General features: G+C 32.2%; 19 protein-coding genes. 4 read left to right on the forward strand and 15 right to left on the reverse strand.

The features are described from left to right. Positions 1 to 16: 16 nt before the first annotated feature. The 5 genes from ACY3JM_RS09445 to ACY3JM_RS09465 form a co-directional block, all read right to left on the reverse strand. Positions 17 to 1,003, reverse strand: a complete 987-nt coding sequence (locus tag ACY3JM_RS09445; protein ID WP_463082702.1) for a C4-dicarboxylate TRAP transporter substrate-binding protein — start codon at positions 1,001 to 1,003, stop codon at positions 17 to 19. Between the two features lie 108 nt (positions 1,004 to 1,111). Beyond that, positions 1,112 to 2,065, reverse strand: a complete 954-nt coding sequence (locus ACY3JM_RS09450) for a phosphoglycerate dehydrogenase (protein ID WP_463111350.1) — start codon at positions 2,063 to 2,065, stop codon at positions 1,112 to 1,114. 18 nt (positions 2,066 to 2,083) lie between these two features. After that, positions 2,084 to 2,929, reverse strand: coding sequence for a MurR/RpiR family transcriptional regulator (locus ACY3JM_RS09455; RefSeq protein WP_463082704.1), 846 nt, complete (start codon positions 2,927 to 2,929; stop codon positions 2,084 to 2,086). Positions 2,930 to 3,056: 127 nt separating this feature from the next. Further along, on the reverse strand, positions 3,057 to 3,455 hold the full coding sequence (locus ACY3JM_RS09460) for a sugar phosphate isomerase/epimerase family protein (protein WP_463111351.1): 399 nt from the start codon (positions 3,453 to 3,455) through the stop codon (positions 3,057 to 3,059). Positions 3,456 to 3,469: 14 nt separating this feature from the next. Continuing rightward, positions 3,470 to 3,835 (reverse strand): hypothetical protein, encoded by a 366-nt coding sequence (locus ACY3JM_RS09465; RefSeq protein ID WP_463111352.1) that lies wholly within the window; start codon positions 3,833 to 3,835, stop codon positions 3,470 to 3,472. A gap of 123 nt (positions 3,836 to 3,958) precedes the next feature. Here ACY3JM_RS09465 and ACY3JM_RS09470 point away from each other — a divergent pair, with 123 nt between their 5' ends. The 3 genes from ACY3JM_RS09470 to ACY3JM_RS09480 are packed head-to-tail and all read left to right on the forward strand — an operon-like array spanning position 3,959 to position 5,419. Then, positions 3,959 to 4,138, forward strand: a complete 180-nt coding sequence (locus ACY3JM_RS09470; protein WP_463082706.1) for a hypothetical protein — start codon at positions 3,959 to 3,961, stop codon at positions 4,136 to 4,138. A gap of 18 nt (positions 4,139 to 4,156) precedes the next feature. After that, positions 4,157 to 4,417: a hypothetical protein gene (locus ACY3JM_RS09475; protein ID WP_463082707.1), complete on the forward strand. Its 261-nt coding sequence runs from the start codon at positions 4,157 to 4,159 to the stop codon at positions 4,415 to 4,417. Between the two features lie 9 nt (positions 4,418 to 4,426). Further along, complete coding sequence (locus tag ACY3JM_RS09480) at positions 4,427 to 5,419, forward strand: DUF128 domain-containing protein (protein ID WP_463082708.1); 993 nt, start codon at positions 4,427 to 4,429, stop codon at positions 5,417 to 5,419. On the opposite strand, the gene argH is transcribed toward ACY3JM_RS09480, so the two are convergent. The 7 genes from argH to ACY3JM_RS09515 are packed head-to-tail and all read right to left on the reverse strand — an operon-like array spanning position 5,409 to position 15,630. Next, positions 5,409 to 6,851, reverse strand: a complete 1,443-nt coding sequence (gene argH / locus ACY3JM_RS09485) for an argininosuccinate lyase (protein ID WP_463111353.1) — start codon at positions 6,849 to 6,851, stop codon at positions 5,409 to 5,411. The genes ACY3JM_RS09480 and argH overlap by 11 nt on opposite strands. After that, positions 6,815 to 9,982, reverse strand: coding sequence for a carbamoyl-phosphate synthase (glutamine-hydrolyzing) large subunit (carB, locus tag ACY3JM_RS09490; RefSeq protein ID WP_463111354.1), 3,168 nt, complete (start codon positions 9,980 to 9,982; stop codon positions 6,815 to 6,817). The genes argH and carB overlap by 37 nt, the downstream gene beginning before the upstream one ends. Positions 9,983 to 9,996: 14 nt before the next feature. After that, the gene (carA, locus tag ACY3JM_RS09495; protein WP_463082711.1) at positions 9,997 to 11,070 is read right to left on the reverse strand and encodes a glutamine-hydrolyzing carbamoyl-phosphate synthase small subunit; all 1,074 of its coding nucleotides are present in this window, start codon (positions 11,068 to 11,070) and stop codon (positions 9,997 to 9,999) included. Continuing rightward, positions 11,067 to 12,230, reverse strand: coding sequence for an aspartate aminotransferase family protein (locus tag ACY3JM_RS09500; RefSeq protein WP_463082712.1), 1,164 nt, complete (start codon positions 12,228 to 12,230; stop codon positions 11,067 to 11,069). Before ACY3JM_RS09500 ends, carA begins: the two co-directional genes overlap by 4 nt. Before the next feature lie 10 nt (positions 12,231 to 12,240). Then, positions 12,241 to 13,416 carry a bifunctional glutamate N-acetyltransferase/amino-acid acetyltransferase ArgJ gene (argJ, locus tag ACY3JM_RS09505; protein ID WP_463111355.1) on the reverse strand — a complete coding sequence of 392 codons (1,176 nt, stop codon included), beginning with the start codon at positions 13,414 to 13,416 and terminating at the stop codon, positions 12,241 to 12,243. Positions 13,417 to 13,433: 17 nt separating this feature from the next. Next, positions 13,434 to 14,444: an N-acetyl-gamma-glutamyl-phosphate reductase gene (gene argC / locus ACY3JM_RS09510; RefSeq protein ID WP_463111356.1), complete on the reverse strand. Its 1,011-nt coding sequence runs from the start codon at positions 14,442 to 14,444 to the stop codon at positions 13,434 to 13,436. A gap of 1 nt (position 14,445) precedes the next feature. Beyond that, on the reverse strand, positions 14,446 to 15,630 hold the full coding sequence (locus tag ACY3JM_RS09515) for an argininosuccinate synthase (RefSeq protein ID WP_463111357.1): 1,185 nt from the start codon (positions 15,628 to 15,630) through the stop codon (positions 14,446 to 14,448). Positions 15,631 to 15,778: 148 nt separating this feature from the next. Between ACY3JM_RS09515 and ACY3JM_RS09520 the strand changes: the two genes are divergently transcribed. Beyond that, positions 15,779 to 16,240, forward strand: a complete 462-nt coding sequence (locus ACY3JM_RS09520) for an FHA domain-containing protein (protein ID WP_463111358.1) — start codon at positions 15,779 to 15,781, stop codon at positions 16,238 to 16,240. Here the strand turns inward: ACY3JM_RS09520 and ACY3JM_RS09525 are convergent. From ACY3JM_RS09525 to argF, 3 genes are read right to left on the reverse strand one after another with little or no spacing between them, the layout of a single operon-like run. Continuing rightward, the gene (locus tag ACY3JM_RS09525; RefSeq protein ID WP_463111359.1) at positions 16,237 to 17,919 is read right to left on the reverse strand and encodes a protein kinase domain-containing protein; all 1,683 of its coding nucleotides are present in this window, start codon (positions 17,917 to 17,919) and stop codon (positions 16,237 to 16,239) included. The genes ACY3JM_RS09520 and ACY3JM_RS09525 overlap by 4 nt on opposite strands. Further along, entirely contained in the window at positions 17,885 to 18,262 is a 378-nt protein-coding gene (locus ACY3JM_RS09530) for a CHASE2 domain-containing protein (RefSeq protein ID WP_463111360.1), read from the reverse strand. The genes ACY3JM_RS09525 and ACY3JM_RS09530 overlap by 35 nt, the downstream gene beginning before the upstream one ends. Before the next feature lie 38 nt (positions 18,263 to 18,300). After that, positions 18,301 to 19,230 carry an ornithine carbamoyltransferase gene (argF, locus tag ACY3JM_RS09535; protein WP_463082718.1) on the reverse strand — a complete coding sequence of 310 codons (930 nt, stop codon included), beginning with the start codon at positions 19,228 to 19,230 and terminating at the stop codon, positions 18,301 to 18,303. Positions 19,231 to 19,305 lie beyond the last annotated feature (75 nt).

Consider the following 19,305-nt stretch of genomic DNA (forward strand, 5'->3'; position numbering starts at 1 on the left):
ACTTTGATTTATACTATTACTTCTTTCTCAACTCTTTCCAGATTCTTTCTTTTACTTCCTTAACTTTCAATACTTCATATGCCTTTTCTCCAGCCTTTTTAAAGGCATCAAGATCAATATCTTTCATAGGAACTACAATCATTCCTTTTTCTTGAATTAATCTCTTTACGTCCTCTTCCTTCTGGAATACCACTTTTGTAGTTTCCAATCCTGCTTTATCGCATTCTTCTTCAAGAATCTTTTGATACGTAGGAGGTAAACTTCTAAACCATTTTGCGCTTACTACCTCAAAATTTATAAGGAGAATATGTCTTGTTTCATTAACATACTTCAAAACCTCATAAAGTCTCATTCCAGGTATATTATTATAAACCAATTCTACTCCATCGATAGCCTTCTGTTGAAGAGCAGGATATACATCACCAAAAGCAAGTGCAACAGGAGTTGCTCCAAGAGCACGAATAGATTCTTGCCAAACAGGAGTACCAGGAGTCCTAATTCTTAAGCCTTTGAGATCTTCAGGCTTCCTAATAGGCTTATTTGTCATAAAATGCCTGAAGCCTTGTACCCAAGTAAAAGATAGTACCTTAAAGCCATACTTTTCTTCCAGAGTCTTCAACCAATTATGTACTGTTGGCATTTTCTTGAGTTTTGCTACCTCATCCACAGAATCTACAAAATATGGACAATTCATAACTCCAATTTCTGGTAAATACATAGCCATTCTTGCAGCATCAGTATTTTGACCTACATTAGCTCCTTGTCTAATCTGCTCTAATATATCCTCTTCTACTCCAAGTTGAGCACTATGATATACTTCTATCTTTAAACCACCCTTTGTTCTCTCTTCTACTGCCTTTGCCCATTTTAAGAATCCTTCATGATATGGATCAAGAGGAGAAAGCACATGATTAAACTTTAAAACATATTTGGGGGCTTGAGCAAAAAGTGGTACCACTAAAATCAATAAAACTAAAGTAAATAACGTTAGAAACTTTTTCATTTTTTACCTACCTCCCTGTAACATTTCTTACTTAAAAACTGAGATCTTTAAAAATCTTAAGCATCCCAACAGTTTTATACTTCCATTCCCACCCCCAATTCTCATAATTTAGCAAACCCTAAATTTAGGTTCTTTACCCTTCAGAACTGAAATAAGGTTATCAACTGCTATAAATGCCATGTTTTCTATTGACTCCTGTGTATGAGCTCCAATATGAGATGTAATTACTAAATTGTTAAGTTCAATAAGAGGTGAGTTTTTAGGGGGTTCATCTTCAAGTACATCTAATCCAGCTCCATATATTTTCTCTTCTTTTAGAAATTTGTAGAGATCTTCTTCGTTTATTATTCCACCTCTCGATGTGTTTATTATTATTGCTGTTTTCTTCATCAATGATAGTTCTCTCTCAGAAATTAAATGTCTTGTTTCTTCTGTTAATGGAATGTGAATAGTTATAATATCTGACCTCTTTAATAACTCGTTGAAATCTACATATTTAACATTTTCTTTCTCTGCCCATTCATAGTCTGGAAACTTATCGTAACAAAGGATATTTAAATCAAAGCCTCTTAATAACTTTATAACCCTTTTTCCTATACTTCCTGTACCTATTACTCCAAGGGTTTTTCCATATAATTCATAACCTATGAATCTATCCCATTTCTTTTCCCTTACCCTCCTATCAGAAAGGGGAATGTTTCTTAATACAGAGATAATTAAACCTACAGTTAACTCTGCCACTGCATTACTATTAGCATTGGGAGTATTTGTAACAACAATATTTCTCTCTTTTGCTGCCTCTAAATCTATATTATCAACACCAACCCCATATTTTGAAATGACCTTTAATTTTCTTGCATTATCAATTACTTTTTTTGTTATTGGATCTATACCAACAATAATTCCATCCATATCTCTAACAAGTTCTACCATTTCATCTTCTTTAATAACCCTACCATAGGGATTCATGACAACTTCTATCTCTGCATCTTTTAACAACCCCCAAAACTTATCTTTTATATGTTCAAAGCTTCTCGGAGTAATAAGTACTTTAAATCCCAAACGCCTCGCTCCCTTCTTTTAAAATCTCTTAGGAACTATTGCCTCTCGAGTAAGCCTCAAGTTTTCTATAGTCTTATCTAATCTTTTTAGAGCAACACCAATATAAAGAGTATCTATTATTGAAAGTTGAGCAATCCTAGCTGAAGTACTTTCAGTTCTATAGAAAGTCTCTTCAGAGGATACAGATAGTTTAATATCTAAAACTCTATCCATAGGGGTTTTAGCATAGTGTGTAATCCCTATAGTTGTGGCACCTCTTTCTTTTGCTAATGCCAGTGCTTCCACTATATCTTTACTACTACCAGATGCTGATATTCCAATAGCAACATCCTGAGGTTCTAAAATACTAGCAGACATAGCCATCATATGACTATCTATATAGGCTACTGTAGGAATACCTGTTTTCATGAACTTGTGCTGAGCATCAAGGGCAACAGGACCAGAGCCACCAACCCCATATATTTGAATTTGCCTTGCATTACAAAGAGCATCAATAGCCCTTTCAAGTTCATTCACAGATAATACATTCAAAGTAGCTTCCATGGCTCTTATATTTGCTGAAAAAATCTTCTTTAAAATTGTTTCCAAATCATCCCCTTCCTGAACAGCCTGATGTACTGTTTTTATAGGTTGAATCTTATCCATAGCCAACGCTATTTTTAATTCCTGGAAACCTCTAAAACCCATTTTTTTACACATTCTTACTATAGTAGCCTCGCTAACCCCAATTCTTTCAGCTAATTCTGTAATTGGAAGGTGCAAAACTTCTTGCCAACGAGTCAATATATAATTAGCAACTTTTTCCTCTGACTCTCTAAATAAATGTTTTTTCTCCTTTATTTTTTCCAAAACATTATTTTCCATTTTTAACACCTCAGAAGAAATTTTTCTTCATAAACAAAAATTATCGTTAAATACTACATTACAAATAATAACATAGAAAAAGATATTTAGTCAATAGATTGTATGGAGAAAATTTTTTACATAAAAATTAAATATTACTCAATATGTTTTTAGACTTTTCAAATAAAATATTCACAAAATCTTTTGGTTGCATTTTATCATATTCAGGTCTTCTTATCTCTGGTACCACATATCCATCAAAACCCCCTTCCCTTAGATAACTAAAAATCTGAGTAATAGGGATAACCCCATCTCCAGGAAAGAGTTGTTGATGCTCTCTTAAATAATATCTCGGAACATTCTCTGCATCTTTCAATACAACAAACTTGATTAAAGATAGATCTTTATCCATAAAAACATCAAGCTCTTCACCAGACAAATAATAATGAAATATATCAAAATACAAGAAAACATTATCTAAGCTTCTTGCCAATTTATATGCTTTTCCAAATGTGTTTACAATTCCATAAAAGTTATTTTTAATCACTAATGGAATATCAACTATCTCCTCAATCTTTCCAAATTCCTTTTAAAAACTTCCATGGCAACAATAAAACTAAGATTTTCAGGTTTTATATCTGAATTAATAAAAAAATAAGGTATGTTTAAACGATGAGACAAAACTAAAATCTCTTTAATCTTTTCCTCATCAAATTTCTCTCCCACCTTTTCATCATGAATAATCATAAGTGTTTTTAAATCATATTCATGAAACAAATTTTTCAAATTATCAATGCTCTTTTCTTTCAAAAAACCTCTAATTTTTCCCATATCTAATATTACATATTTTGAAAAATCTTTTCCTAATAACAAAACCTCTTCTAAGGATAAATTCCAAATATTACTTGTTGACCATACTAATTCCATAAAATCTTTCCCCCTTTCTTTTTTTACTACTCAAATTCTAACATAACTTGCTTAATACATTAATCTATGCTAAACTATCCGAGAAATACTAAAAGAAATATTGTATAGGAGGTTGAAAAGATTATGAGAAAGCCAGAAGAAATAAAACAGCTAATTCAAGAACTAAGTAACTACAAGCACTCTAAATTATTAGATAACTTTGGGCCTGAATATATAAGAAGAGAAACAGCTCAAAAGATGATTGTTTTACTAAGATGGGTATTAGAAGATCCCTCTGTACAGATAAATCTTAAAAAAGACTAATTTTAGGGAGGATTAATATTGAATAAGAATCCTAAAAAAAACTTTGATTGGGAAGAAAAATTGATAACTTTTTACTATACAGCCTTAGAGAGTTATGTAGATCGTTTAGAACTCTCTGAAAGATTGAAAGATGAGCTTGATGGGAATATAGATGATGATTATTTTCTACTTGCTCAATTTCTTGCTTTAGCCACAAAAAAGTTTCTTATGCAAGAAGGTTGGCTAAATCAAGATGAAGATTGGGATTTACTCTTTCCTCCCTCACCATATATCCATTAAAGATAAGAGATGAATAAAGATATAGAAAGAAAATTAGTTGCAATTCTTGAAATATTAAATAACTATACAGAACCTGTAGGAGCTAACACTATATCAAAAAAATTGGTAGAAAAAGGTATAGAACTATCCGAAAGAGCAGTTAGGTATCACCTAAAGATAATGGACGAAAGGGGCTTAACCAAAGTAGATGGTAAAAAAGGAAGAATCATAACAGATAAAGGTAGAGAAGAAATCAAAAAAGCTTTAGTTGCAGATAAGTTAGGATTTATTATTAGTAAAATTCTAAATTTAGCTTATCAAGTAACCTTAGATAAAAGTGGAAAAGGCAATGTAATTTTAAACTTATCTATAATCAATAAAAAAGACCTCAAAAAATCCCTTCAAATAATAAAAGAGATCCTTAAAAAAGGATATGGAGTAAGCGACAAAACAATCATCTTTGACAAAGAGGAAGAAGAAATTACCCCTGGTATAATTGTTCCAGAAAAAAAGGTAATTGTTGGTACAGTATGCAGTGTAACAATACATGGAATTTTATTAAAAAGAGGCATTCCTTTAGATGCTAAATTTGGTGGAGTATTAGAAGTTAAAAATCATGAGCCAGTTAGATTTTTAGAAGCCATAAATTATAATGGTTCTACTTTAGATCCTTTAGAAGTATTTATTAAAAGTAGAATGACATCTATATTATCCGTGGTTAAAAATGGAGAAGGTAAAGTACTCGCAACATTTAGAGAACTCCCAAACACAGCAAGGGATGAGACTGAGAAAGTTATAGAAGAAATAAGAGACCTTGGAATAAAAGGTAAAATCTATTTGGGAAAACCTAACCAAGAGCTATTTGGTATTCCAGTAACTCAAGGATCTACAGGTTTAGTAATTATAGGAGGTTTAAACCCATTAGCAGGAGTCATTGAATCAAATATTGATGCTATGAACGAAGCCATGAGTATACTTTATAAATATGAAGATCTTGTACCTATTAAGGATCTTACAAAATAATTCTTTCGATAATCTTGTCTATAGTTGGCAGTTTATCTTTTATAAGCTCCCATTTTAATTTTTGATCTTCTATAGACTGTCTTTTCTTTTTTATTACCTCTCTATTTAATGATGGATTAGGACTTCCCCATGTTTTCTTAGATTTGATACTTTCTTCTGGATTTAATAATTTAAAAATTTCTTCGTCAAAAAGGGGAGAAAAATTTTTCCATTCATCTATACTAAGTTCCTTAAAACTCTTCGAATTATCTTCACAATACTTTACTACTTCTCCCACCGTTTTATGAGCATCCCTAAAGGGCATCCCTTTTAAGACTAAATATTCTGCTATATCAGTTGCATAGAGAAAATCATTTCTTAAAATCTTTTCTATTCTATCCATATTAAATTCTAAATTCAGTATAAAATTACTCCATACTTTTAATGCCAATTTTAATTCGTCTATCACTAAAAAAACTGCAGGTTTATCTTCCTGGAGATCTCTATTATAACTTAAGGGTAAAGCCTTCAAAATAGTTAGAATATTCACAAGGTTACCTATAACCTTCCCTGTTTTTCCACGGGTAAGTTCAGCTACATCAGGATTTCTTTTGTGAGGCATCATACTACTACCTGTGGAGTATTCTTCTGGAAGTCTAATAAAAGAAAATTCTTGTGTAGACCATATAACAATCTCTTCAGAAAGCTTAGATAGGTGAGTAAAAACAAGAGATGAAAAATATATAAAATCGGCTACAAAATCCCTATCAGCCACCGAATCCATACTATTATCTGATACTTCTGAGAACCCTAAAATTTCTGCTACATAATATCTATCAAGTGGTAGATTACTTCCTGCTAAAGCTCCAGAACCAAGAGGCATTACATCCAATCTTTTATAAAGTTCACCCAATCTTTCTAAGTCTCTTGCAAACATTGAATCATAAGCCAAAAAATAGTGCCCTATAGAGACTGGCTGTGCTTCTTGTAGATGAGTATAACCAGGTATAGGAAAATCTATATATTTCTCCGCTATATATAAAAGATTTTCTCTAATTTTCAAGATCAACTGAGAAAGTTCATATGCTTCTTCTCTTAAGTAAAGCCTCAAATCTAACGCAACTTGATCATTTCTACTCCTTCCAGAGTGTATCTTCTTGGCTATATCACCGATTTTTTGAGTTAGATTTTCTTCTACATACGTATGAATATCTTCACTATCCTTTATATTATCAATATCATCTTTTAACAATTCATAAAGATTTTTAATTTCCTCTACTAAAACTTTTATCTCCCAATTTGTTATTAGACCAATTTTATTAAGCATTAATACATGGGCTAAAGTACCAATTAAATCAACTTTAAATAGCCTTTTGTCAAAATCCAAAGAATAAGTAAATTCTTCCACAGCTTTATCTAATGATTTTCTCCAACGGCTTCCCCAGAGAGCCATACTTCCTCCTTATAAAAATCTTGAACAGCTCTATAATCTACATCCAAATCTCCAAATTCATCAAGCATTTTTATAACTGCATTAAACATATCCTCTGTAACAATACATGGCAACCCAATATCATAACAAGCTCTTCTCCAACCTTTATCCTTATCGTCTATAGCAATAACAAGGTCGAATTCGTAAGATGCAAGGGTAGACATTTCATCATCCTTGAAATTCACTTTTATAAATCCTTCTTTATCTTCAAGAGAATAAAGTTTATAACCCTTTAAAATTAGTTTTTCCCATGGGGCTGAGAAAACAGAGGTTACAAATATTTTCCCTCCATTTATTGGAATTCTAATACCACTGGCATAAAGAGCCTTATAAAGAGCTTTAGCCCATTCATAATCTATTCCCATAACTTCACCTGTAGATCTCATTTCGGGGCCAAGTTCTACTTCAGCACCCTTAATCTTGGTAAAGGAAAATACAGGAGCCTTAATAGCATAATAATTTGGTTTCGGATAAAGGCCAGGTTTTAAGCCAAGCTCTCTTATGGTGTATCCTAAAGCAATTTTAGTTGCATATTTAACTAAAGGAAGTTTTAATGCTTTACTTAAATAGGGTACAGTCCTTGATGCTCTTGGATTTGCTTCTAAAACATATACTTCGTTTGTCTTATCAGAGATCACATATTGAATATTTAAAAGTCCTTTAACTTCAAGTCCTAAAGCTATTTTAGTAGAGTAATCCACTATAGTATCTATGATTTCATTTGATAGAGAATAAGGTGGAAAAACAGCGGTACTATCTCCAGAATGAATTCCTGCCCTCTCAATATGCTCCATAACTCCCGGAATAAAAACCTCCTTGCCATCACAGAGTATGTCAACCTCTGCTTCCTTACCAACAATAAACTGATCCATCCATAAGGGAAGAATTATATCCCTTCTTTTAAAATAACTTTCCAAAGTTTCCATATCTTTTACAATTATCATTGCCCTACCCCCCAAAACATATGAAGGCCTCAATAATACAGGAAAACCAATCTCTTTTATTACCTCTTTTGCCTCTTCTAAGCTTCTTATATAAAATCCTTTAGGTCGTGGTATTTTATTCATCCTTAAAAATCTATCAAATTTTTCTCTATCTTCTGCCAAATCAATACTCTTTTGAGAAGTACCAAGTAGATAAAACCCTCTTTTTTCCAGATTCTTAGATAAGTTTATAGCTGTCTGTCCTCCAAATTGGGAGATAAATCCGAGAGGTTCTTCCTGTTCCATAATATTAGTCACATCTTCACTTGTAAGAGGTTCAAAATAAAGTCTATCAGACATATCAAAATCTGTACTTAACGTCTCAGGATTATTGTTAATCATTATAGAAACAAGTCCCTCTTCTTTTATTGCCTTAACTGCATGGACTGTACAATAGTCAAATTCTATTCCCTGTCCTATCCTTATAGGTCCACTACCTATGACCACTACTGACCTTTGTGGATTTTTCTGAGCTTCGTTCTCATCTTCATATGTGGAGTAGTAATAGGGAGTATTAGCAGAAAATTCGGCAGCACAGGTATCTACGATCTTATATACTGGAAAGATTTTATGAAGTCTTCTATAGGCGAAAATATCTTCTTTTGTAGACTTAAGGAAACATGACAAATCATAATCTCCAAATCCAATCTTTTTCAGACTCTTTAACTCTTCAGGTGAAATTTCATTAAGAGATTTATCTTTATATATTTTGGATATTTCTATAAGGTTATAAATTTTTGTTAAGAAAAATTTATCAATTTTAGTTAGATCATAAACTTCTTCTATGGAATAACCTCTCATAAATCCTTCAGCTATAAGGAATAATCTTCTATCATCCGCATTTTTCAATCCATTTCTTATCTCTTCATCTGACATATAAGAAAATCTTCTATCAAATAATCCCGCTTCAACTTCTAAGGACCTCAAAGCTTTAAGTAAAGCCTCTTCAAAAGTTCTACCAAGAGCCATGACCTCACCAGTAGCTTGCATTTGTGTTCCAAGTTTCCTATTCTTAACTTTAAATTTTTCAAATCCCCATTTTGGAATCTTAACTACCACATAATCTAATGTAGGTTCAAAAGCTGCGTAAGTCTCTCCAGTTACCGGATTTTTTATTTCATCCAAGGTTTTTCCAATAGCAATCTTAGCTGTAATTCTGGCTATTGGAAAACCTGTAGCTTTTGAAGCCAATGCTGATGATCTGCTTACTCTTGGGTTAACCTCAATCACAAAGTATTCCCTTTTATATGGATTTAAAGCAAATTGAATATTGCATCCACCTTCAATCTTCAAAGCTGTTATAATTTTCAAAGAAGCACTCCTAAGCATTTGATATTCTATATCATTAAGAGTCTGAGTAGGTGCTACAACAATACTATCACCAGTATGAATTCCCATAGGATCAACATTTTCCATACTACATACTGTTATTACATTTCCTTTTCTATCTCTCATTACTTCAAATTCTATTTCTTTCCAACCTACCACACTTTTTTCAAGAAGGGCTTGACTTACAGGGCTCAACTTTAAACTTCTCAATAACGCTTTTTCAAATTCTTCCTCTGTTTCTACTATTCCCCCACCAGTACCTCCTAAGGTATAAGCTGGCCTTATCACTAAAGGAAGGCCAATAAGCTCTAAAGTTTTTCTTCCTTCATCCATAGATCTTACAACAATACTTGGTAAAACAGGTTCACCAATCTCTTCCATCCTCTTTCTAAAAAGTTCTCTATCCTCTGCCATACTTATAGATTCTAACGAGCACCCTAAAAGAGGAATTCCATATTTCTCAATAATCCCTTTAGATGCAAGTTCCATTGCTAAATTCAAGCCTGTTTGTCCACCAAGAGTAGCAATTATACCATCTGGTCTTTCTTTTTCAATAATTCTTTCTACCACTTCAGCAGTAATAGGTTCTATATAGATCCTATCTGCCATTTCCCAATCTGTCATGATTGTTGCGGGATTAGAATTTATAAGTACTACTTCGATCCCTTCTTCTTTTAAAGCTCTACAAGCTTGAGTACCTGAATAATCAAATTCTGCAGCTTGACCAATAACTATTGGTCCTGAACCAATCACAAGTACTTTTTTATACTTTTTAGACAATCTCTTTCACCTCTCTATGAAATTAGATTGTAAAAATCATCAAAAATATATTTTGTATCCCATGGACCAGGAGATGCCTCAGGATGGAACTGTACAGCTATTAAAGGATAGGAATCATGCTTTATTCCTTCCACCGTATTATCATTAAGATTATAGTAATTTACTTCAAAACCTGGTGGTAGAGTTCTATCATCAACAGCATAACTATGATTCTGAGAAGTTATAAAAGTCCTTCCAGAGTCCACATGATAAACAGGATGATTAGCTCCTCTATGTCCAAATTTTAATTTATAGGTTCGAGCCCCCACACTTAATGAAAGAAGTTGAATTCCAAGGCATATACCAAGAATCGGTCTTTCCAGTTTTAATATTCTCCTTATAGTCTCTTGTACATATGGAACATTGGAAGGATCTCCAGGGCCATTTGAAAGAACTATTCCATCTGGATTATAGCTTTTAATATCTTCAAAGGATGCCCATGCTGGAAAAACTTTTATTCTTAAATTATACTTTAGAAGCTCTCTTATTATTCCTCTTTTTACTCCAAAATCTATCAGGGCAATTTTCTTATTCCCGTCCTCATTTATTTCGTAAGGAATTGTAGTAGTAACCCTTCTTACAAGATCTAAATAATTAAAATCATAAACTCCAAGCTTTTTAACTAACACAAAGGGGTCTTTCTCTTCGGTGGAAATAATAGCTTTCATAGTGCCAAATTTCCTTATTTCACGAACTATAGCCCTTGTATCTATTTTGTGGATACCAATTATCCTATTTTCTATCAAAAATTCCTCTAAGGATTTATCACTATTCCAATGAAATTTATAATCATTAAATTCTCTTGCAACAACACCTACACAATGAATCTTATTACTTTCTAATCTTTCAGAATCTATCCCATAATTTCCTATTAAAGGATAGGAAAAGACTATTATTTGATTGGCATATGATGGATCAGTAAGTACTTGGGGATATCCTACCATGCTGGTGTTAAAAACTATCTCACCTATTGTTTCTCCTTTATGTCCAAAACTTTCTCCAATAAAACTATGGCCTGTTTCTAAAACAAGAATCGCCTCTTTGCTCATAAGTTTTCACTCCTCTTTAATAAAACTTCTCTTATTTTTGAAATGCCATAATCTATTTCTTCTTTTTCTATGATAAGAGGAGGCAGTAGTCTTAGTACATTTTCACCTGCGGATAAGGCTACCACACCTTTCTCAATTAATTCCTCTAAAATATCTCTTACTTTAATCTTTAACTCTATTCCCCACATTAATCCCCTACCTCTTATATCTACTATCAATGGAGTTTCATTTCTTAACTCCAGAAGTTTTCCTTGAAGATAGGAACCCTTCTCCCTAACCCCCCTTAAAAATTTCTCATTGCCAATAGTATCCAGTACTGCAATTCCAGCAGAACAAGCAACTAAATTTCCTCCCATAGTAGTTCCATGACTGCCAGAAGTCATAGCACTTGCTATATCTTTAGTGGTACAAACAGCCCCTAATGGAAGTCCTCCCCCTAAAGCTTTTGCAAGAAGAATTATATCCGCTTGTATCTCATAAAACTCCTCAGCTAGAAAATATCCTGTCCTTCCAATTCCAGTCTGAATCTCATCAAGGATAAGAAGAATTCCTTTTTCCTTAGTTATCTCTCTTATCCTTTTAAGATATTCCTTGTCAGCTGGATAAACACCGCCCTCACCTTGTATAGGTTCCAATATAATAGCACATGTTTCTTCATCTATAGTTTCCTCTAATACCTCTATATTATTAAAAGGGACATAAGTAAATCCAGGTACTAAAGGTTCAAAACCCTCATGATATTTCTTTTGTCCAGTAGCGGATAAAGCACCATATGTTCTACCATGAAAAGAATTTTGCGTACTTATAATCTTCCACTTTTTACCCTGAAAAAACTTACGAGCCAATTTAATACTTGCCTCAACAGCCTCAGCACCACTATTAGATAAAAAAAATGCCTCCCTTTTTGTAAGGGAGGCAAGTCTTTCTAAAAGTTCAAACTGCGGTAAATTATAAAATAGATTTGATACATGAGCTAATTTTTCTATCTGATTTTTGACCTTTTCAACTATATGAGGATGGGCATGTCCTAAAGCATTAACTCCAATACCACTACTTAAATCCAGATACTTATTTCCGTTGCTATCAAAAAGCCAAACACCTTCACCCCTTACAAAGACGGGCTTAAACCTTTTATAAACAGGAAAAAATCTATCTTCCATTTTTTCCACCTCATGTCCTATAATATGCATTTATTTTTACATATTCCTCCGTCAAATCTGATCCCCATGAAACTGCATTATATCTACCTTCATTTAATACTATACGCACCATAACTTCCCTATTTTTTAAATAATTTTTGACTTCCTGAGAATTATACCTTAAAGGTTCATTTTTTGCAAAAACTAAATATTCACCAATATAAAGCTCTATCTTGTCTAAATCGATGTTGTATCCTGTTTGACCAATACTTGCTAATATTCTACCCCAATTATCATCCCCACCTGCAAAAGCAGCTTTTACTAAATTAGAAGTAATAACAGCTCTTCCTAAAACCCTTGCTTTTTTCAAACTTTCCGCCTTTTCAATTCTAACCTCAATCAATTTAGTGGCCCCTTCTCCATCTTTTGCTATCATCTTTGCCAAATCTTCAGTTAACATGTCAAATCCTTTTTGAAAAATATTCTCTTTAATTTCCTTTTCTGAAGTAGCAAAAAAAAGAACCGTATCATTTGTGCTGGTACATCCATCTACACTTATCTGATGAAATGATTTACCCACACCTCTTCTAAGAACTTTCTTCATAGCATCTTTTCCCAATTTAGCATTTGTGCCTATAAAAACCAACATGGTTGCCATATCAGGATGAATCATACCTGCTCCTTTTGCTATTCCAGATATTATTACATCACCATATTTAACAGATGACATTTTGGGAAAAGTGTCAGTAGTCATAATTGCTTCGGCTACTTCTCTTCCTGAATTCTTAGATAAAACCTTACATGCCAAATCAATTCCACTAACTATCTTATCCATTTCCAGATATGCTCCTATTTTACCTGTAGATGCCACAAAAACTAATTCCTTATCAATACCTAAATTTTGAGCAACTCTTTCTGCCATCATCTCTGCATCCTTTATTCCTTTTTCTCCAGTACATGCATTTGCTTGCCCACTATTTATAACAATTGCTTGGATCATGCCACACTTTTCTAAATGCCTCTTAGAAACAATAATAGGAGCAGCCTTAACAGTATTTTTAGTAAACATAGCTTCAGCAAAAACTGGTTTATCAAGCACAATTAGAGCAAGATCCAATTTATTATCTTCTTTTAAGCCACAGGATACACCCGCTGCTTTTACACCATTTATATCAGTTAAATAAATTTCATCAAATTTCCATACCATATTTATCTCTCCTTAATCTATGGATATAAAGGTAAAAAATCAAGTCCTTCTTCCTCTGAAAAACCAAACATAATATTCATGTTTTGTACTGCTTGTCCCGCAGCTCCCTTTATCAAATTATCTATAGCCACAAATATTAATGCATTTTTAGTATTCTTATCTACTTGAGCACTTATAAATACCCAATTCGTCCCTCTTACTTTCTTAATTTCTGGGGAAGTAAAAGGAGGAAGAACTTTAACAAAAGGTTCATTTTTATATATATTCGTGTAAATTTCAAAAAGATCTTCAGAAGATATCTCTTCATTTAAAGGTACATATATGGAAGCAAATATACCTCTAAAGGTTGGTAAAAGTTGAGGTACAAATAAAACTTTTATATAACTAAATTCTTTAATCACATTCTCTATTTCAGGCTGATGCCTATGATTTAGAATAGAATAAGCCTGGAAATTTTCTGCAATGTTTCCATATATATTTTTATCAGAAGGTTTTCTACCTGCACCTGAAATCCCAGATTTTGCATCTATAATTGCAGATCCAAAAGTCTTTCCTTCCTTAATCAATGGATATATCCCTAAAATAGAAGCAGTAGGATAACACCCAGGATTTGCAATATATTTTGCCTTTTTTATTTCTTTTCTAAAAATCTCTGGAAGTCCATATACAACTTCCTCTAATACATTAGGTAATGTATGTTTTATACCATAAATTCTCTCATACTCATAAGGATTTTTAAATCTAAAATCTGCACTTAAATCTATGAATCTTTCTGGAACTCTACTTTCTGATAAAATTTTTAAAAGCTCCCCATTTCCAAGGGCAAAAAAGAATAAATCTAAATCATCCACATATTCTTGGTAATCTTTTCTTTCCCTTATTATTAACTTGTCACCTCTAAATATATCAGCACCTTCAAAATGGTCAGTAAAAAGATATATTTTTTCTACTTTTCCATGTTTCAACAAGATCCGAGTAAGTTCTTGTCCTACATATCCAGAAGCACCTACAATACCTACTCTAATCATTTTAGTTTCCCCTTAATGCATATAGATAATTTTGAAGTCCAAAAAGTTTTATAAAACCTACTGCTGACTCAGTAGAAAAGGTGCTTCCTTTATCATAAGTAGCAAGCCCATGATCATACAAAGAGTAGGGAGACATTCTTCCTACTACAGAAAAATTCCAAGGCATAAGCTTTATCCTTACTTTTCCTGTGATTCTTTCTTGAGTTTTATCCATAAAGGCTTGAATAGCTTCTCTAAAAGGATCAAACCAAAGGCCATAATATACAAGTTCAGCATATTTCCCCTCAAGAATCTTCTTAAAATGTGCAAGTTCTCTTGGTAATACCATATCTTCTAAAGCTTCATGAGCCTTTATTATTACCACCGCAGAGGGTGTCTCATAAATTTCTCTAGATTTGATTCCCACAAGTCTATTTTCAATATGATCTATTCTTCCTATCCCATATGAACCAACGATCTCATTCAAGTTTTCTATTATTTGTAATAGATTTTTTCTTTCACCATTTAATTCTACAGGGATTCCTTCTTCAAAAGTAATTTCAATATAAGATGGTTCTTCCTTCTCTAATTTTGTCCATTGATAAATTTCCTCTGGAGGCTCCTGCCATGGATCTTCTAAAATTCCACCCTCTATACTTCTTCCCCACAAATTCTCATCAATACTAAAAGGACTTTTTCTTGAAACAGGTATAGGTATATTATTCTCTATTGCATAATCAATCTCTTCTTCTCTCGAAAAATTCCACTCCCTAACTGGAGCAATAATTTCTAAATCTGGTGCTAAGGCCTTCACCCCAAGATCTATTCTAACCTGATCATTTCCTTTTCCAGTACACCCATGAGCTACATACTTTGCTCCATTTTCCTTTGCCACTTTAACTAAATATTTAGCAATAAGAGGTCTTGATAGAGCTGTGGCAAGAGGATAAACTCCTTCGTACATTGCATTAGCTTTTATAGCAGGAATTATATAATCATTTACAAATTCTTCTTTTAAATCAAGAACATAAGCCTTCTTTACCCCTAAATTTTCAGCCTTTTTCTTTATTTCTTCCAAATCTATTCCCTGCCCAATATCTACTGTCAAAGTTATTACATCTAATGAATATTTTTGCATAAGCCATTTTATCGCTACAGAGGTATCTAATCCTCCAGAATATGCAAGCACTACTTTGTCTTTACTCATAACCATATACCTCCCAATCAATTTCGAAAAATTATACCATAAAAATGCAATTTTATGCATTATTTTAATAAACTTTAACAATCATTGCCAAATTTCGATTTTTCTTATATAATCATCAATAAAGATCTAAATGAAAGGGGGAAGGAAATTGAATATTTTTTTAGTTATTTTATTAGTAATCTTTATCGCCCTATTAATATATGATATTTATTTGAGAAGAAAGGAAAAAGGGAAAATCAATATCCAAAAGATGGGTAAAAATGATATAATAACTGGCACTTCTAATACTATGAAAATGGATGCTACACTTCTTCCTATAAACTGGGCATACTTAATCATAAAACATGGAGAAGATAGAGGTAAAGACTTTAAAATTATTAAAGACGAAACAACTATTGGAAGAGAAAGGGAAAATGACATTGTAATAGTTAATCCCACAGTATCAAGATTTCATGCAAAAATAATAAGAAGTGAGGATAAATATTTTATAGAGGATTTGGGAAGTGCTAATGGAACAATGGTAAATGGATTAAAAGTTAATAAGGAACTTTTACATGATGGAGACATCATACAATTAGGAGATGTGGTTTTAGTATTTAAATGCCTCTAATTATCTTTTTTATCTTTATCCCTTCTTATAATTGTATCTGAAGATGAAATATTTTTCTCTTCATAAGGATGTAAAGGATAACCTCTATTGAGGTCATCAATTAATTCTTCTGGAGTTTGATATCTAAATTCTGGAAAACGGGCAGTCATTTTTTTAATAATCATAGATATTCCCTCAGGTATATTGGGATTGATACTCCTTACATCTGGTAATTCTTCTTGATATCTTTTTAACATAAGAGAAATAGTTGTTTCTTCAGCATAAGGTAATAATCCAGTTAACATTTCATAAAAAACTATTCCTAAGGAAAAAATATCAGATCTAATATCTACTTTTTTACCTTCTAACTGTTCTGGAGATGCATACTGAGGAGTACCCATAAAAATACCTGTCTGAGTTAATGTGGTAAGTCCCCCTATTCGGGCAATTCCAAAATCCATGAGTTTTACTTTACCATCATTAGTTATCATAATATTTTGAGGTTTTATATCTCTATGTACAATATTTTTTGAATTTGCATAGGAAAGAGCACAAGCAACTTTTTTTATAATTTCCACTGCTAAATCCACAGATATAGGACCTTTCTCCTCCATAATTTTCTTCAAATCTTTCCCTGACACATATTCCATTACCATAAATACATGATCATCCTCTTTTCCATGATCAAGCACCTTAACGATACTAGGATGATCAAGATCTTTACATACTTGTATTTCTCTATAAAATCTTTCTAAGACCTCTTTATCTTCTGCATATTGGGGATGAAGTATTTTTATGGCAACATCTTTCTTAGTAACTAAATCTTTTGCCAAATAAACTGAAGCCATACCCCCAGATCCTAGTTTTTTCAATATTTTATATCTTTTCTTAATAGTAATTCCTTCTAATCTTTCCTTAGGCAGTATACTCTGATATACCAAATTTCCTAAAAAACCCAATACCATCCCAAGAGAAGGAGAAACCACAGGAGCTATAATATGTTTCAAGAACAAATAATAAGAAAGTCCAAAATATAACAAGATAAGAAAGATAGTTATAAAAACATTCAAAACCATCTTTTTACCTAAAAAAATACCTGTAAAAAATACAGAAAGAAAATTAATTATTAGAATTAAAGGGAAAATTATGGTTTTAAAATAATCATTATTTAACAAATTATCAAGAATATTAGCATGGATTTCTACACCCGGCATATATGAATATGATTTTCCAGAAGGAGATAAATATCCTGAAAAAGGATGGAGAAAAGTATCTTTTAACATAGGAGAAACAGCTCCCACAAAAATAATCTTATTCTTAAAAGTATTAGGAGTGAATCTCCCATTTAAAACATCTATATAGGAAAAATATCTAAATGATCCTTCTCCACCCCTAAAATTTATATAAAAGAACTCAGGTAATTTATAAATATATTTATATGGAAATTCATTTCTAACTATCCCATAAACCACAAGCGGTAATGAATAGTATTTAATACCTGTTTCATTCACTTCATAAGGTCTTGCCCTTCTGACCTTATTATCGTCATCTATTAATACATTACTATAACCCGTAGCAAGAGAAGCTTCCTTTATTATATCTACCGGTTCTTTTAGAGAAAGTAGACTTATATTAAGCCTTTTATCAAAATAAGTATATAAATAATTAGATATAAGTATATAAATAATTAGATAAAACAACTTTCTTAAAGGATTTCAAGCTTTTAGCAAATATGGTATCCTTAGCTGTTTTGGTATCAAACAAAATATCAAAAACTACAAGTTTAGGATTTTCTTTTCTTAGAACTTCAAGAAATCTACCATGAATAGATCTTTCCCAAGGCCAATTTCCAATACCTTCAATTGAGTTATCGTCTATACCAACAATAACAATATCTTCTGAGGGTTTTGTCTCTCCCCTAATATGAAATCTTAGATCTATAGTTTGTTTCTCCCATACCTTAAAAAAGGTTAAAGAGGACAAACCTAAGAGTAATACAAAGAATACTAAAAGTATACCTATCTTAATGAAAACACTTCTCATAGAAATATTTTACATTAAAAATGAATTTTAAAAAAGCATCAAATAAACAAAGCCAAGATAGCTTTTTGTACGTGTAGTCTGTTTTCTGCTTGATCAAAAACCACCGAATGTTCCCCATCCATAACATCATCTGTAATCTCTTCACCTCTATGGGCAGGAAGACAATGCATTACTATAACATCATCTTTTGCCAAACTAACAAGATCTTTGTTTAACTGATATGGAGGAAAAACCCTTCTCCTTAACTCTTTCTCTTCCTCTTGTCCCATACTTACCCATACATCTGTATATAAAACATCAGCATTTTTTACTGCTTCTTTTGGATCTTCTATAATTTGCACACTTCCACCTGTTTTATTAGCTAAATCCTCAGCTTTTCTTATAATCTCTAGAGGAGGATAATATTCTTTTGGAGATGAGCATACTATCTCCATACCTAAAAGAGCTCCGGCCAAAATTAACGAATTAGCCACATTATTTCCATCACCAAGATAAACTATCTTTAATCTTTTATATCCCTTTTTTTCAAAAATAGTATAGTAATCAGAAATAACTTGACATGGATGTTCCAAATCAGAAAGTCCATTTATCACCGGTATATTAGCCCATTTTGCTAACTCTTCTAAAGTTGAATGTTGATAAACCCTTGCCATTATACCATCCACATATCTTTCAAGTACCCTCGCTGTATCAGAAATTGTTTCTCCTCTCTTTAGTTGCATATCTTGAACATTAAGATAAAGAGGATATCCTCCCAATTGATATACTCCTACCTCAAAAGATATTCTTGTCCTGGTAGATAGTTTTTCAAAAAATAAGGCTACTGTTTTTCCTTTCAGATAATCATGCTGTTTTTTTCCAGAAAGAAAATCACTTTTCAAACTTTTAGCAAGAGAAAATATATACTCCATTTCTTCTTTTGAAAGATCCAAAATAGAAAGTAGATCTCTTCCCTTCATATATCCCATAAAAGTAATCCTCCCAACAAATAATTATTTTCTTGATTTTAAATTATACATTAAATTTTTCATTTAATATTAGTC

Source organism: Dictyoglomus sp. SSW (assembly GCF_055181335.1).

Excerpts from the sequence above, each read along its gene's own strand:
- ACY3JM_RS09445 (WP_463082702.1), bottom strand. The coding sequence starts at position 1,003 with ATGAAAAAGTTTCTAACGTTATTTACTTTAGTTTTATTGATTTTAGTG.
- ACY3JM_RS09455 (WP_463082704.1), bottom strand. The coding sequence starts at position 2,929 with ATGGAAAATAATGTTTTGGAAAAAATAAAGGAGAAAAAACATTTATTT.
- ACY3JM_RS09465 (WP_463111352.1), bottom strand. The coding sequence starts at position 3,835 with ATGGAATTAGTATGGTCAACAAGTAATATTTGGAATTTATCCTTAGAA.
- ACY3JM_RS09470 (WP_463082706.1), top strand. The coding sequence starts at position 3,959 with ATGAGAAAGCCAGAAGAAATAAAACAGCTAATTCAAGAACTAAGTAAC.
- ACY3JM_RS09480 (WP_463082708.1), top strand. The coding sequence starts at position 4,427 with ATGAATAAAGATATAGAAAGAAAATTAGTTGCAATTCTTGAAATATTA.
- argH (WP_463111353.1), bottom strand. The coding sequence starts at position 6,851 with ATGGCTCTCTGGGGAAGCCGTTGGAGAAAATCATTAGATAAAGCTGTG.
- carA (WP_463082711.1), bottom strand. The coding sequence starts at position 11,070 with ATGAGCAAAGAGGCGATTCTTGTTTTAGAAACAGGCCATAGTTTTATT.
- ACY3JM_RS09500 (WP_463082712.1), bottom strand. The coding sequence starts at position 12,230 with ATGGAAGATAGATTTTTTCCTGTTTATAAAAGGTTTAAGCCCGTCTTT.
- argJ (WP_463111355.1), bottom strand. The coding sequence starts at position 13,416 with ATGGTATGGAAATTTGATGAAATTTATTTAACTGATATAAATGGTGTA.
- argC (WP_463111356.1), bottom strand. The coding sequence starts at position 14,444 with ATGATTAGAGTAGGTATTGTAGGTGCTTCTGGATATGTAGGACAAGAA.
- ACY3JM_RS09515 (WP_463111357.1), bottom strand. The coding sequence starts at position 15,630 with ATGAGTAAAGACAAAGTAGTGCTTGCATATTCTGGAGGATTAGATACC.
- ACY3JM_RS09530 (WP_463111360.1), bottom strand. The coding sequence starts at position 18,262 with ATGAGAAGTGTTTTCATTAAGATAGGTATACTTTTAGTATTCTTTGTA.
- argF (WP_463082718.1), bottom strand. The coding sequence starts at position 19,230 with ATGGGATATATGAAGGGAAGAGATCTACTTTCTATTTTGGATCTTTCA.